This window comes from Nocardia sp. NPDC050408, from assembly GCF_044458905.1.
GTDB lineage: Bacteria > Actinomycetota > Actinomycetes > Mycobacteriales > Mycobacteriaceae > Nocardia.
The window spans coordinates 297,694-312,382 of sequence record NZ_JBITIL010000003.1 but is presented as its reverse complement, the minus strand read 5'-3'; the positions used below and the strand labels follow the sequence as shown (position 1 = coordinate 312,382).

At 65.1% G+C, this 14,689-nt stretch carries 12 protein-coding genes and 1 tRNA gene; 8 read left to right on the top strand and 5 right to left on the bottom strand.

Going from position 1 to position 14,689, the window contains the following annotated elements:
• The first annotated feature begins 22 nt into the window (after window positions 1-22).
• Complete coding sequence (locus ACIBJI_RS11185) at window positions 23-643, top strand: TetR family transcriptional regulator (protein ID WP_364338838.1); 621 nt, start codon at window positions 23-25, stop codon at window positions 641-643.
• Here ACIBJI_RS11185 and ACIBJI_RS11180 read toward each other — a convergent pair.
• Together ACIBJI_RS11180 and ACIBJI_RS11175 are read right to left on the bottom strand one after the other, a co-directional pair.
• Entirely contained in the window at window positions 640-1,398 is a 759-nt protein-coding gene (locus ACIBJI_RS11180) for an SDR family oxidoreductase (protein ID WP_364338836.1), read from the bottom strand. The two genes, ACIBJI_RS11185 and ACIBJI_RS11180, sit on opposite strands and share 4 nt — an antisense overlap.
• 36 nt (window positions 1,399-1,434) lie before the next feature.
• Window positions 1,435-2,781 (bottom strand): MFS transporter, encoded by a 1,347-nt coding sequence (locus tag ACIBJI_RS11175; RefSeq protein ID WP_364338834.1) that lies wholly within the window; start codon window positions 2,779-2,781, stop codon window positions 1,435-1,437.
• Between the two features lie 149 nt (window positions 2,782-2,930).
• On the opposite strand from ACIBJI_RS11175, the gene ACIBJI_RS11170 reads away from it, so the two are divergent.
• The 4 genes from ACIBJI_RS11170 (at window position 2,931) to lysA (ending at window position 8,276) form a co-directional block, all read left to right on the top strand.
• Window positions 2,931-3,512, top strand: a complete 582-nt coding sequence (locus ACIBJI_RS11170) for a PadR family transcriptional regulator (protein ID WP_364338832.1) — start codon at window positions 2,931-2,933, stop codon at window positions 3,510-3,512.
• Window positions 3,509-5,539 (top strand): NADPH-dependent 2,4-dienoyl-CoA reductase, encoded by a 2,031-nt coding sequence (locus ACIBJI_RS11165; RefSeq protein WP_364338830.1) that lies wholly within the window; start codon window positions 3,509-3,511, stop codon window positions 5,537-5,539. The genes ACIBJI_RS11170 and ACIBJI_RS11165 overlap by 4 nt, the downstream gene beginning before the upstream one ends.
• Window positions 5,540-5,865: 326 nt before the next feature.
• Window positions 5,866-6,669, top strand: coding sequence for a mycolate reductase (gene cmrA / locus ACIBJI_RS11160; protein WP_364338828.1), 804 nt, complete (start codon window positions 5,866-5,868; stop codon window positions 6,667-6,669).
• 263 nt (window positions 6,670-6,932) lie between these two features.
• Window positions 6,933-8,276: a diaminopimelate decarboxylase gene (gene lysA / locus ACIBJI_RS11155; protein WP_364338826.1), complete on the top strand. Its 1,344-nt coding sequence runs from the start codon at window positions 6,933-6,935 to the stop codon at window positions 8,274-8,276.
• A gap of 10 nt (window positions 8,277-8,286) precedes the next feature.
• Here lysA and ACIBJI_RS11150 read toward each other — a convergent pair whose 3' ends face one another.
• Entirely contained in the window at window positions 8,287-8,730 is a 444-nt protein-coding gene (locus ACIBJI_RS11150; protein WP_364338824.1) for a MarR family transcriptional regulator, read from the bottom strand.
• Window positions 8,731-8,782: 52 nt separating this feature from the next.
• On the opposite strand from ACIBJI_RS11150, the gene ACIBJI_RS11145 reads away from it, so the two are divergent.
• Window positions 8,783-9,877, top strand: a complete 1,095-nt coding sequence (locus ACIBJI_RS11145; protein ID WP_364338822.1) for an NAD(P)/FAD-dependent oxidoreductase — start codon at window positions 8,783-8,785, stop codon at window positions 9,875-9,877.
• A gap of 3 nt (window positions 9,878-9,880) precedes the next feature.
• On the opposite strand, the gene ACIBJI_RS11140 is transcribed toward ACIBJI_RS11145, so the two are convergent.
• Window positions 9,881-11,524, bottom strand: coding sequence for a S8 family peptidase (locus ACIBJI_RS11140; protein ID WP_396955737.1), 1,644 nt, complete (start codon window positions 11,522-11,524; stop codon window positions 9,881-9,883).
• A 139-nt stretch (window positions 11,525-11,663) separates the two neighbouring features.
• Window positions 11,664-13,517, bottom strand: a complete 1,854-nt coding sequence (locus ACIBJI_RS11135) for a helicase HerA-like domain-containing protein (RefSeq protein ID WP_396955736.1) — start codon at window positions 13,515-13,517, stop codon at window positions 11,664-11,666.
• Between the two features lie 287 nt (window positions 13,518-13,804).
• Between ACIBJI_RS11135 and orn the strand changes: the two genes are divergently transcribed.
• Together orn and ACIBJI_RS11125 are read left to right on the top strand one after the other, a co-directional pair.
• Complete coding sequence (gene orn / locus ACIBJI_RS11130) at window positions 13,805-14,446, top strand: oligoribonuclease (protein WP_364338818.1); 642 nt, start codon at window positions 13,805-13,807, stop codon at window positions 14,444-14,446.
• Window positions 14,447-14,501: 55 nt separating this feature from the next.
• A tRNA-His gene (locus ACIBJI_RS11125) sits at window positions 14,502-14,574 on the top strand.
• Window positions 14,575-14,689: the final 115 nt, after the last annotated feature.

Here is a 14,689-nt window from a genome sequence, read left to right as displayed (position 1 = left end):
GAACGGCTGTATGCTCACTGTGATGACCGAGACCACAGCTACCCGGGGCGAGCGCAAGGAGCGCACCAGGCAGGCCCTACTCGACGGCACGCTCGCGCTGGCCGCCGAGCGTGGCTTCGGCGCGCTGAGCCTGCGTGAGATCGCCCGCTCCGCGGGCATTGTGCCGACCGCGTTCTACCGGCATTTCGCCTCACTCGACGATCTCGGCGCGGCCCTGGTCGACGAGGGCATCCGAGCGCTGCGCCTGGCCTTGCGTCAACTGCGTCGCACGCCCGATGCCCGACTATCGGAGACCGTGCGGTTTGTTTTCGATCAGGTCGCCACCAAACGCGAACTCTTCGGCTTCATCACCCGCGAACGCCGCGGCGGCTCGGCCGCCCTGCAACATGCCATCGCGCTCGAACTGCAATTGATCGTGCGCGAACTGGTCGTCGACCTGTCCCGCGTCCCCGCCCTGGACTCCTGGTCCCCCGACGACCTCGAATTGGCCGCCGACCTGATCGTCTCCACGGTCGCCGACTGCATTGCCGACTACGTCGCCGCCACCCCGCGCGACCAACCCGCCATCATCGACCGCACCATCCGCCAGGTCCGCCTCATCGCACTCGGCATGGCCGCCTGGTGGCCGAGCAAGGAGCGCTAGCCGGCTTCCGGATCGAGTGCGAGCACCGAGCGGCCACCGTCCACCGGGACCACCGCCCCGTTGATGAAGCTCGCATCCGCCGATAAGAGAAAGGCAACCGCTGCCGCGACTTCACCCGTCGTGGCCACACGCCCGATCGGATGCAGCACCGCCATTTCCCGCTGCACCTTCGCCGATGCCGAAGGAGTCAGTCCGGCCAGGAATTCGGCATACCTTTCGGTATCCACCGAGCCCGGAGCGACCGCATTGCACCGAATATCGTTGCGCCCATATTCGACCGCGATGGCCCGGGTCAGCCCTTCGATCGCCGCCTTCGCCGTGCTGTAGGGCAGTGCACCCGGCACCGCCCGCTGTGCTTGGTGCGAGCTGACATTCACGATCGCGCCCCCGGCTCCCGCCGCGAGGAACCGGCGCACCGCGGTCGTGCAGCCGATGACGGCGGGTGACAGGTTGGCATTGATCAACTCGAGCACCTGCGGCGCGGGCGCGGTATGCACCACGGCATCCCGGAAAACCGCCGCATTGTTCACCCATCCGACCAGCGGGCCTACCGCCTGCGCGAGATCCGCGGCGCGCTCGGCGGTCTCGACCGACGATGCGTCGCCGATCACGGCGAGCACACGGTCGCCCGCCCATGCCAGCGCCGCAGCGTCACGCTCGATGGCCACCACCGTGTTCTCGGTGCTGAGCAGGCTTTGCACGATGGCCCGCCCGATCCCCCGGCCACCGCCGGTCACCACATACGAAACAGCCACAATCCGATGCTAGGCGGCCGACCTCGCGGCACGACTCTATTCGGCGGGATCAATGGCGCGATCCGGCTTGTGGACCGGGAGCAACGCCACCAAACCGACGGCGAGGACTACCACAATGCCGACAATGCCCGCGCGGTCGGCGTCGAACGCCCAGACGAAGAACCCGAAAAGCGCTGGAGCGAGGAAGGATACGGCGCGGCCGGTAGTGGTGTAGAGGCCGAACATCTGGCCCTCGCGACCGGGTGGGGCCAGGCGGGTGAGGAAGGAGCGGGCGGCGGATTGGGCGGGGCCGACGAAGATGGTGAGCAGCAGGCCGAAGATCCAGAACATGACCGGGCCGGACACGATCAACAGCGCGATGCCACAGATCACCATGGCGACCAGCGAGATCACGATCACGATCTTCGGACCGAGACGATCGTCGAATCGACCAGCGGTGATCGCACCAAGTGCCGCAACAACATTCGCGGCGATGCCGAACAGCAGCACATCGGAGTCGGCGATGCCGTAGACCCGCACCGCCAGGATGGCACCGAAGGTGAATACCCCGGCAAGACCGTCGCGGAAGATAGCGCTGGCGATCAGGAAACCGACGGTGCGTCGGTCCACGGACCACAGCTCGCGCAGATCCCGCCACAGCACCCGGTACGAACCGAAGAATCCAGCCTTGTCCGCACCGGGATCGGCATTGGTATGCGGTAATTCGGGTACGGCGAACAGCACCGGCAGCGCGAAGGCGGCGAACCAGACCGCGGCCAGCATCGCGACCAATCGGATATTCGTACCGTCATCGATGGGTACGCCGAGTAGACCGCGATTGTCGCCGTGGCCGGAGATGAAGCCGAAGTAGCTGATCAGCAGGATGAATATCCCGCCGAAATAGCCCATGGCCCAACCGAATCCGGAGACCCGACCGACATCGGCCGGGGTGGAGACCTGGCGCAGCATGGCGTTGTAGGGCACGCCCGCCAATTCGAAGAATGCGGAACCGAAGCCGAGCAGGACCAGACCGAACCAGAAGTGGTGGTAGTCGTCGTGCACGAAAAACATCAACGCCATCGTCAGGATGGTCAGCGCGGTCAACATTCCAAGTGAGCGTTTACGTTTCGCGCTCGCATCGAAGCGCTGACCGCTGATCGGCGCGGTGAGCGCGACCACGAAACCCGCGGTGCCCAGAGCCCAGCCGAGCCACGCGCTCGGTGAAACTCCACCCGGTAGATCGTCGCCGACCTTATCGGTGAGGTACACCGAGAAGACGAAGGTCAGGATGACGGCATTGAATGCCGAGGAGCCCCAGTCCCACAACCCCCACGCCACCACTTGTCCGCGCCCGGCTGACTGCCCGACAGTCGCCCGCGCGTCAACTTCCGACTCACCCGTCACCCGGCCACCACCCTCATCGAATCGCTGCGCGATGCGGCGCTCATGGGCGCAGCCTAGTGCGGATTTCCTCGGCGGGCGGGCCAACACTCGATACCGCCTCGGCTATGCACCCAGTTGCATAGTACCGGGTGTAACGATAACCTGGCGTCATGGCACTCGAACATGCGCTGCTGGTATCGCTGACCGAGCGCGCCGGTTCGGGTTATGAGTTGGCGCGCCGCTTCGACAAGTCGATCGGCTTCTTCTGGCGGGCCACCCATCAGCAGATCTATCGCGTGCTCAAGCGCATGGAGGAAGCCGGCTGGCTCAGCAGCGAGGCGGTGGCCCAGGAGGGCAGGCCGGATAAGAAGGTCTACTCGGTGAACGAGGCCGGCCGGACAGAACTGGCGCGCTGGATCGCCGCGCCGACCGATACCTCGATGCCGCGCAACGAACTCGGCGTGAAGATTCGCGCCGCCGCGCACGGCGATATCGGCGCGCTCTGCGACGAGGTCGTCCGGCATCGCGAGCAGCACAGTCAGCGCCTCGAACTGTTCCGACTCATCGAGAAACGTGACTTCCCCGCTGGGGATCAGCTCTCCGGTACCCCACTGCACCAGTACCTCGTGCTGCGCGCGGGCATCCGCGTGGAGTCCGGATTCGTCGAATGGTGCGACGAAGTACTGCAAGCCCTGCAACCTCGTGCAACAGCCCCGCACGCGGACCCGAAGAAAGGTGAGACTCAGCGATGAGTTCGTTCCCCCATCTTTTCGAGCCCCTCGATCTCGGCTTCACCACACTGCGCAATCGCGTGATCATGGGGTCGATGCATACCGGCCTGGAGGATCGTGCCTGGGATACCAACCGGCTCGCCGCCTATTTCGCCGAGCGCGCCCGCGGCGGTGTAGGTCTCATCATCACCGGCGGCTACGCCCCGAACCGCACCGGCTGGCTGCTGCCGTTCGGCGCGAAACTCACCAATAAGTCCGAGGCCTACCGGCACCGGGTGATCACCAAGGCCGTACACAAAGAGGGCGGCAAGATCGCCATCCAGATCCTGCACGCGGGCCGTTATTCCTATATGCCAGGCAGTGTTTCGGCATCCTCGATCAAGGCACCGATCAATCCGTTCCGGCCGCGCAAGCTCTCCGCGCGGGGGGTCGAGCAAACCATCGACGACTACGCCCGCTGTGCGAAGCTGGCCCAGTTCGCGGGCTACGACGGTTGCGAAATCATGGGCGGTGAAGGCTATTTCATCAACCAGTTCCTCGCGCCGCGCACGAATAAGCGCACCGACAAGTGGGGCGGTACGCCGGAGAACCGACGCCGGCTGGCGGTGGAGATCGTGCGTCGCACCCGCGCCGCGGTCGGGCCCGACTTCATCATCGTATTCCGTTTATCCATGGCCGAATTGGTCGAGAACGGTCAGACTTTCGACGAAATCGTCGCGCTGGCAAAGGAACTCGAAGCCGCGGGTGCCAGCATTCTGAATACCGATATCGGCTGGCACGAGGCGCGGGTGCCAACCATCGTCACCTCGGTACCGCGGGCCGCCTTCGTCGAATTCACCGCGAAGATCACCGAGCAGGTGAACATTCCGGTCTGCGCGTCCAACCGGATCAATATGCCCGAGATCGCCGAGGAGATCCTCACCCGCGGTGACGCGCAACTGGTTTCGCTGGCGCGACCTTTCCTCACCGATCCGGAATGGGTGAACAAGGCTGCCGCCGACCGGGTCGACGAGATCAACACCTGCATCGCCTGCAACCAGGCCTGCCTGGACCACGCGTTCCAGCGCAAGACCGTGTCCTGCCTGCTGAACCCGCGCGCCGGCCACGAGACCGAGCTGAAGCTGCTCCCGACTCGGCGCACCAAGCGCGTCGCGGTGGTCGGGGCGGGCCCGGCCGGACTGTCGGCGGCGGTGAATCTCGCCGAACGTGGGCACCAAGTCGATCTTTTCGAGGCCGACGACAAGATCGGCGGACAGTTCGATATCGCGCGCCGCATTCCGGGCAAGGAAGAGTTCAACGAGTCGATCCGCTACTACACCAGGATGCTGGAGGTCACCGGTGTGACCCTGCACCTGAACAAGCGGGTCACCGCGGCACAGTTGCTCGAGGCGCGCTACGACGAGATCGTGCTGGCCACCGGCGTGCGCCCGCGCATTCCGAACATCCCTGGCATCGACCACCCGATGGTGCTGTCCTATGCCGAACTGGTGCGCGAGGAGCGGCCGGTCGGCAAGCGCGTCGCCGTCATCGGCGCGGGCGGCATCGGCTACGACATAAGCGAATTCCTCACCGTCGACGGACACCCCACACTCAAGCTCGACGAGTGGAAGGAAGAGTGGGGCGTCGACTCGGCGGATGAACAGGCCCGCGGCCAGCTCACCAAACCCAAGCCCGCACCGGCAGCCCGCGAAGTCGTTCTGCTGCAACGCAAGTCGACCTCATTCGGCAAGGATCTCGGCAAGACTTCAGGTTGGGTGCACCGCGCGGCACTCCAGGCGAAGGGCGTCGAGCACGTCGGCGGCGTCAACTACGAACGCATCGACGACAACGGCCTACACATCAGCTTCGGCGAGAAACGCCAACGCCCCCAATTGATTCCGGTCGACAACGTCATCATCTGCGCAGGCCAGGAATCCGTCCGCGAACTCGAAGAACCGCTACGCGCCGCCGGGGCCAACATCCACCTGATCGGCGGCGCCGACCTAGCCGCCGAACTCGACGCCAAGCGCGCCATCGACCAGGGCACCCGCCTAGCAGCCCGCCTGTAACGCAGACCTGGACCGTTGATCACCATGCGCTGGTAGCGGCAGACGCCCGAAGGCACCCCTCCACCAGCGCATTCTCGACGCCAGGGCTAATGCGGGCTTGGCGGGGGCGAGGTGTCGGACCAGGCAGCGGCAGGTGCCGACGTAGGCGCCGAGCGAGCGTGTCCCTCCCCACTGTGCCCTGCGGTCGGGTCCTGGGCCGTTGAACGCCATGCGTGGGGAGGCAAACGTCGAGAGCGCCCCTCCAGGGTTGCATTCTCGATCCGACTCGGTGGAGGTGCGGCGTGGCCTGGGCGGTTGAGGTTGGGTGGATCGCCTAGGCTCTTCTCGTGAGTTTGCCCTCTCCTACGTCTGAGAACCGTGCGGTTGTTACTGGTGCCTCTTCAGGTATCGGGACTGCACTTGCTGCTGAGCTTGCTGCGCGCGGGTATTCGTTGATCCTGGTTGCGCGGCGGGGGGAGGTATTGACCGAGCTTGCGCAGCGGTTGACGTTGGCGCATGGGATTACCGCGGAGGTGCGGGCGGTTGATCTGGCCGATCGGACGGCGCGGGGAGCGCTGGTCGAGGAGTTGGCGGCGCGCGATATTTCGATACTCTGCAATAACGCCGGTATCGCGACGTTCGGTGCGGTCGCCGAATTGGATCCGGCTTATGAGCGGGACCAGATGGAGCTCAATGCCGTTGCGGTGCACGATCTCACCCTGGCCGTGCTGCCCGGCATGATCGCAAGGGGTGGCGGTGGCATCCTGATCAGCGGTTCGGCGGCGGGCAACATGCCGATTCCGAACAATGCGACCTATGCGGCGAGCAAGGCCTTCGCCAACACCTTCTCCGAATCGCTGCGCGGCGAATTGAAGGGCTCCGGCGTGCACGTCACCCTGCTCGCCCCCGGCCCGGTCCGCACCGAAACTCCCGATCCGGCCGAGGCCTCCATCGTCGACCGAATGGTGCCCGACTTCATGTGGGTCACCTCCGAATACACAGCCAAAATCTCCATCGACGCCTTGGCACGCAACAAGATGCGCGTCGTTCCCGGCCTCATCAGCAAGGGCATGAGCGTGGCAGGCCAATACGGCCCTCGCGCCCTCACCGCCCCCGTCGCCGGTGCGTTCTACAAGAAGCTCGGCGGCTGAGAAGCGCGAACTCGGCCGTTGCCGCGCAATTCTCGCGGGCACACAGCACCGTGGTGGCCGAACCATCCATCGACCACAAACGCCGGCATCGGTCCGGTTCAGCGCGAGCGTGGACCGCAAAACAGTGTCGGTCAGCAACCCGTCAGGAAACGTTTCGGGTGCGTCAAGGATCCGTCAGCATCGCCCATGAGCAGTAGGAACCGGCGTAGTCCTGATATCGGCCCCGCATGCCGAGAAAGCGGGGGCGCACCCAGGAGAACCACGTGACGCTGCTCGAAATCTTCCCGTCGCTGCGATCGGGAATGCCTTCGCGCCTCGACTCCGCGGTCTGGCCGCGAGATACCCACTACGACGGCGACGGCAGAATCACCCTCGGCGGAGTCGCCCTCGCCGATATTGCCGACCAGTACGGCACCGCCACCTATGTGCTCGACGAGCACGAGGTCCGCACCCGCTGCCGCGCCTACAAGAAGGCCTTCCCGGAGGCCGAGATCATCTACGCGGGCAAGGCGCTGATGATCCGCGCGGTCGCGGAATGGGTTACCCAGGAAGGACTTTCGGTAGACGTATGCTCGGCGGGTGAACTCGCCATCGCCATCGCGGCCGGTGTCGACCCGAAGCGAATCGTATTGCACGGCAACGGCAAATCCTTCGACGAACTCGAAGCCGCCCTGAAATGCGGCGTCGGCCGGATCGTGGTCGATTCACCGACCGAGATCACTTTGCTCTCGGCCCTGGCTACCCGACCGCAGCAAGTCCTGCTCCGACTCTCGCCCGGCATCGACGTGCACGGGCATCCGGCCGTGAAAACCGGTGTGTTGGATCAGAAATTCGGTTTTCCGCTCGGCAGCGTTATGGCCGCCGAGGCGGTCGAACGCATCATGCGCCAACCGAACCTCGAATTGATCGGCTTCCACTGCCACCTGGGCTCGCAAATCCACGATCCGGATCACTACGGCGAGGCGGTGCGCCGGATGATCGGCGAAATGGCCAGGGTCCGTGCGGAACACGGTCGTATCCTCACTGATCTCGACCTCGGCGGCGGACATTCGGTTGCCTACCGCAGCGGCGATGCCGAGATGAATCTGACCGAACTCGCCGACATCATCGACGACGCCCTGGACGCGGCCTGCGCGCGAAACCACTTCCCACGCCCGAATATCGCCTTGGAGCCGGGGCGCGCCATCGTCGCACGCGCAGGCGTGACGTTGTATCGCGTGCTCTCGGTCAAGCACATCGACGGCGGACGCACCTACGTCACAGTCGACGGCGGCATGGGCGACAACGCCCGCGTCGCGCTATACGGAGCGAATTACGAAGTGGTCGTTGCCAATCGGCATCCCTGCGGCCCACAGATGACCGCCACGGTGGCGGGTCGCTACTGCGAGGCGGGCGATGTGCTGGCCACCGATATCCGACTCCCGGCAGACCTGCGCCCCGGCGAGGTGCTCGCGGTGCCGTGCACCGGCGCCTACCACCACAGCCTCGCTTCGTCCTACAACAGCGTCGGTCGGCCACCGGTCATCGCGGTCCGCGACGGACGCGCCCGCCAGCTGATCCGCCGCGAAACCACCGACGATCTACTCGCCCGCGATATCGGCAACTGATGGGCCGATCTCAGGCTTGTCCGGCGGCGTGCTCGATGAACCGGCCGAGCAGTTCGTGCAACTGGCGGCGTTCGGCCTCCGAGAACGGCGCGAGCAATTCGACCACCACCGCGTCGGCGGTGCGATTTGCGGCCGCTAGGCGCTCCCGCCCGCTAGAGGTGATGTGCACGGCATAGCTACGCCGATCCCGCTCGTCCTTGCGGCGCTCCGCCAGCCCCTGCCGCTCCAGCTCATCGATGATGTAGACCATCGACGACTTGTCCAGCTGCAGCCGATCGACCAATGCGCGCTGACTTAGCGGCCCTACGGCGGCCAGACAGCTGAGCACCCCGAGATGACGAAGCTCGAGCCGCTGTTCCCGCAGTGCTTGATTGGCCGCCGCGCGCGCATAGCGGTGCGCCAGATAGAGCTGACCACCGATCTGGGCGCCGAGCTGCTCCGAAGTGTCCGCCACAGACAAAACTATAACCGATGACAGATCGTCTGAATTCAGATAGTTTTGATTCATGAATATTGCTATTGTGGGAGCCGGGCTGGCAGGCCCCCTGCTCGCACAGGGCCTGCGCCGAGCCGGAATCACCGTCGAACTCTACGAACGCGAAGCCGCGGGCCACCACAGCCAGGGCTATCGCATCCACCTCGATCCGGAGGGAGACCTCGCATTGCGTGCGTGTCTGCCGTCGGACCGCTACGAACGAATCGTCGCCACCGCGGGCAAGCGCGGGACGGGCGTGCGGTTCCTCGACCCGCAACTGCACGTCGTCCGGGAAATACTGGTTCCGCCGTCGGCGGAGGAGGATGTGCACGGGCGACACCTGACCGTCGACCGACTCACGCTGCGCAAGCTCCTACTCACCGGCATCGATGTCCACCACGGCGCATCCTTCCAACGCTTCGAATTGCTCGACGACGGCCGGGTCCGCGCCTACTTCGACGACGGCACGGTCACCGATGCGGATCTACTCGTCGCCGCCGACGGCACGCATTCCCGTATCCGGGCCCAATGGCTGCCGGAGGCGGAGGTAGTCGAAACCGGCCAAGCGGAGATCTACGGCAAGACAGCGCTGACCGACGAGATCCGCGCGCTCACCCCGGAGGCAGCACTGGACGGATTCAGCGTCGTCTCCGGTACCGACGGACGATTCATGTCGCTGGCCGCCCACGAATTCGCCTCCGGCGACGGCGACGACTACGTCATGTGGGTGGTCGCCGCGCCGACCACACTGATTCCGGGCGACCTGTCCGCAATGGACAAGCAGCAACTGCAGAAGATCGCCACCGAGCTGATCGACGACTGGCCCGACAATCTCGCCGCACTCGTGCGCCATGCCGATCCGGAATCCGTCCACAACACCACCATCCGGACCGCAAAACCGTTGCGGCACTGGGAAACCGGGCCGGTCACACTGATGGGCGACGCCATCCACACCATGATCCCCGCCGGGAGCAGCGCGGCGACAGCCCTGCGGGATGCCGCCCTGCTCTGTCGCCGCATTACCGAGCGGACCGGTTCACTGCGCGATGCGGTGCATGCCTACGAAACCGAAATGCTCGATTACGGTTTCGCGATGGTGGAACGCTCGCTGCGCAGCGTCACCTGAACTTCACTGCGGCCCCCGCAGCTTCTTGGCCGTCTGCACCGCGGTCAGCGCATTGAGACGGCCGAAGCCGTACTTGTCACTGCGCCCGTCCGCACCGTACGCGCCGTGTTGCGGATCGATCATGTCGCACGACTGCTTCAACAAGTCCTTGACCTCGCTCGACGTGAGATCCGGATGCACCGACAACACCAACGCCACAACACCGGCCGCCCCTGGGCAGGCGCTCGAAGTGCCACCGAAGCTATTGGTGAAATTGCCCGCGGCATCGCCGTCATCGGTCGTGCCCACGTTGTATCCGGCGCGACCGTGCCGATCGACAGTCCAGATGCCGGCGGTCAGGGCATCGGGATGATGGAACGCCGGATGTCCGATGTCGTTACTAGGGAAAGCGCACCAGACGGCCTTGCCGAAATCGCTGTAGACACTGCGCTTTCCGGTGTCATTGCAGGCCGCGACCGCGATGACCTTCGAGAAACTCGCGTATCCGTCGTTGTCGACGGGCTCATTGCCATTGCCCGCCGCGAAGAGCACGACACACCCCTTGCCATTGCGTCCGTTCGTCACCGCGTGCTCGATCGCCAGGCGGGTGCTCGCCGGCAGCGGCACAACCTGACTGTGCGCCGGATCGCCCGGCTGGAACCAGAGCCCGTCGGCCGGACCCCAACTGCACGATATGACGTCGGCGCCGTGGTCGGCGGCCCACTTGAAGGCGCTCGCCTCTGCCTGCGATCCGAGATCGGAGGCGAGCCGAATCGGCATCAACCGGGCCTCGGGAGCCACTCCGGAGGCGCCGAGGGTGCCATTGGCACAGGCGACACCCGCGCATGCGGTTCCGTGATTATCTCCTCTTTCGGCGCCGGTTCCGTGCGTATCGCGCGGACGCGGATCGTTGGTCTGTCGGGTCGCATCGCGCGGTGCGACGACCTTGCCTGTCCCGCCGAACTCGGGGTGGTCGATATCGACACCGTCGTCGATCAGCGCGATCGTCGCTCCACCGCCACGCGTAATCGCGTGGGCCGCTTCGACATTCGCGTGTGCATTGATCGTGGCGCCGCCGATGGTCGTCGCCTTCAGATGCCACTGCTGCGGGAAGATCGTCTTGCGGGCACGCCGCCGGATCAACTCGGGATGGCAGTACTCGACATCGTCGCGGCTGAGTAGCCCGTTCGCGATATCGAATACCTGCTGGCCGGTCCCCTCGGGCGCGGCGGTGAAGTACGCGTTGACGGCGTAGTCCACCGTCTCCTTGATCCGCAGACCGGCCTCGCCGAGCACCGCCCGACACCGTTCGGGGTCCGCGTCATCGGTGAACTTCACGAAGACGTTCTCCGTGTACAGCACGGGCTCGCCGCTCACCGGATCCACGAGTACATGACCAGCGAAACGCACCTCCGGCGCGGCGGCGAGCACGGACTTGCGCTGGGCGACCGAGCGCGTATCGGGCGGCACCCGAAACACCTCGACGCCCGCCTCCGGATAGGACACCACCAGTGCCGTGTCATCCAGCTCACCGCTCAGCGGGATGCGAACCGATCCGATGGAGCGGGGCAGCGGACGTCTGTCCTGGGTTCGGACCGCGATCAGGTCCGGGCTTTGTTCCAACACAAAACCAGGATCATTCTTTGTCCCGAAATTTGCGGTAGGCATGACGACTCCTTATCTGTGACCGCCCGAACACCATCGCAAAATTAGCGCCGACCTGCGACGATGTATCGAGTACCGACTACTCGAAAACAATCGGACCCACCAATTGCCCGTTCGGTGAGTCGGGGGCTATCACTCGTATTCAGCGCTTGCGGGTACCGAAAATGCTACGGCTGATCTCGCGCCCCGCGGCGGTTGCGGCCGAACGCAGAAAGCTCTTCACCGCCGGATTCTTCATAATGCGCTCGGCGGCGGATTCCTCCTCTGGGGCGGCCTTCGAGCGCCCCGGCGCCCGAGCTGCCTCCGGTTCCTGCTGTGCCGCAGCGGCTTTCGCGGCCATGATCTCATAGGCAGACTCGCGATCGATGGTCTGGCCGTACTTTGCCGCCAACGCGCTGGATAGCGCCCGTGACTTGATCTGATCCTCGCCGATGGTGTCCATCAGCGAGCGCGGCGGCTGAATCCTGGTCCACGCCACGGGAGTTGGCGCACCCTTCTCCGAGAGCACCGTCACGATCGCCTCACCCGTCCCCAGTGAGGTGAGCGCCTGCTCCAGGTCGTAGACACCAGTCTTCGGGTAGGTGCGCACCGTCTTGGACAGCGCCTTCTGATCGTCGGGAGTGAAGGCACGCAGTGCGTGTTGAATGCGCGCACCCAGTTGGGAGAGCACCGAATTCGGGATATCGGTGGGCAGCTGTGTGCAGAAGAAGACGCCCACGCCCTTGGACCGGATCAACTTGACCGTCTGCTCCACCTGCTCCAGGAATGCCTTCGAGGCATCCGCGAACAACAGATGCGCCTCGTCGAAAATGAAGACCAGCTCGGGCTTTTCGACATCGCCGACCTCGGGCAGTGTCTGGAACAGATCGGCGAGCACCCACATCAGGAAGGTCGAGAACATCACCGGCCGCGCCGCCTGCGCACCGAGTTCGAACAGCGTGATAACGCCCTGACCGCCCTCGGTCCGCAACAGATCGCCCGGATCCAGTTCGGGCTCACCGAAGAATGTGTCACCGCCGTCGGCCTCGAGATTCACCAGCGCGCGCAGGATCACACCTGCCGTCGCGCCCGAAACCCCGCCGATGCCCTCGAGATCCTCCTTGCCCGCCGGGCTGGTGAGATGGGTGATGACCGCGCGCAGATCTTTCAGATCCAGCAGACCGAGGCCCGCCTTATCCGCCCAGTGGAAAATCAGCCCGAGGGTGGACTCTTGAGTTTCATTGAGCCCCAACACTTTACTGAGCAGCACCGGACCGAATGCGGTAATGGTCGCGCGGATCGGCACCCCGACACCACCGGTACCGAGCGAGACGAATTCGGTCGGATAGCCGCTCGGCGCCCAGTCCTGCGCACCGGTCTCGGTGGCCCTGGCGCTGAGCTTTTCACCACCGCGCCCCTGCTGCGCGAGGCCCGACAGGTCACCCTTGATATCGGCGAGCACCACCGGAACCCCAGCCCGAGATAGCTGTTCGGCAATGCCCTGCAGTGTCTTCGTCTTACCCGTACCGGTCGCGCCTGCGACCAACCCGTGCCGGTTCATGGTGCGCATCGGAATCCGCACGCGCGCAGTCGGATCCACTGCGCCATCCACGACAACAGTGCCCAATTCCAGTGCTGCCCCGTCGAACGCATACCCGGCCGCGATCTGCTGCGCCACCGACTGCTGCGCGTCCTGCGCGGTCTTGTTCGCCGCCAACTGCGCGGATTCCGCCGCGGCAGCGCTGGCCGCCGCGGTCTCCACGGTCGCGGCGACCTTGGATTGCGCGGCCTCGGCCTGCGCCACGGCATTCACCGCATTCGGATCCGCGCTCGCGGCAGCGGCCTCCTGCTCGGCCAACTCGCGTTCGGCGGCCTCGGCCGCAGCGGCGGCTTCCTCGGCCACGCGCGCCGCTTCCTCGGCTGCTTTCCGAGCCGCGACCACCTTCTCCTGAGGGGTGGGCCCACCCGTCTCCCGACCGCCGCCCCCCGTCGAATCGCTTCGCGATCCTGCGTCCATCGCGTCCTCCGTCTGGTCTGACCCTGACTGCTTTCGCAGTGTTAGCTGTCGTGCCGAAACGCATACGCCGATCTTCCGCAAACTCTATCGCCGCTACTCCCACTGAGACGGTTCGACCCAGTGGGGATATGCACTGCCGAAGGCTCGCCAATAAATACAGCTGATGTTGCCGGGGTGTCCGACAAATACGTGGTGTCGAATTCGGAGCTTTTGATACACGGCCTACGCTGCGGCAACGCAGCCGGGTGAGCCCCGTCGGTCACGACCAAACGGCTACTGTGTGTCCAGTGAGCGACAAATACGTGGTGTGGATGGATTGCGAGATGACCGGTCTGCGCCTCGACAGCGACAAGCTGATCGAGGTGGCCGCGCTCGTGACCGACAGCGACCTCAATATTCTCGGTGACGGCGTGGATATCGTCATTCACGCCGACGATGCGGCCCTGGCCGCCATGCCGCAGGTGGTCGCCGACATGCACGCACGTTCGGGCCTGACCGAGGAAGTGCGCCGCTCCACGGTCACCCTCGCCGAAGCCGAGCAGCAGGTACTCGACTACATCCGGGCATACGCCCCGACCGCGGGCACGGTTCCGCTGGCCGGCAATTCCATCGCAACCGACCGCGGTTTCATCGCCCGCGATATGCCCGCACTCGATGCGCATCTGCACTACCGGATGATCGATGTGAGCTCCATCAAGGAGCTGTGCCGACGCTGGTACCCGCGCATCTACTTCGGCCAGCCGGAGAAGGGCCTGACCCACCGCGCCCTGGCCGATATCAAGGAATCCATCCGCGAACTGGAGTACTACCGGCGCACGGCCTTCGTCGCCGCACCGGGCCCGTCGACCGCGGAGATCACCGCCGTCGCGAACGAACTCAGCGGCGGCGACAAGGAGACCGCGCAAAACGCCACGTCAGAAACCGATTAGGGACTCGAGGGGTTGACACGCTAATATCGACCGCGCTGGTGATTCACCGGCGATGGTGGCTGTAGTTCAGTTGGTAGAGCACCAGGTTGTGATCCTGGCTGTCGCGGGTTCGAGTCCCGTCAGCCACCCGTTTGACTCGGTGCGGGGACCGCCGCAAATGAGGCGGGTGGCGCCCCCAGGCATGGGTATAAACCACATTTTTATAACAATGCGCGGCCACCTAATTGCGTGTATTGGCGAAGC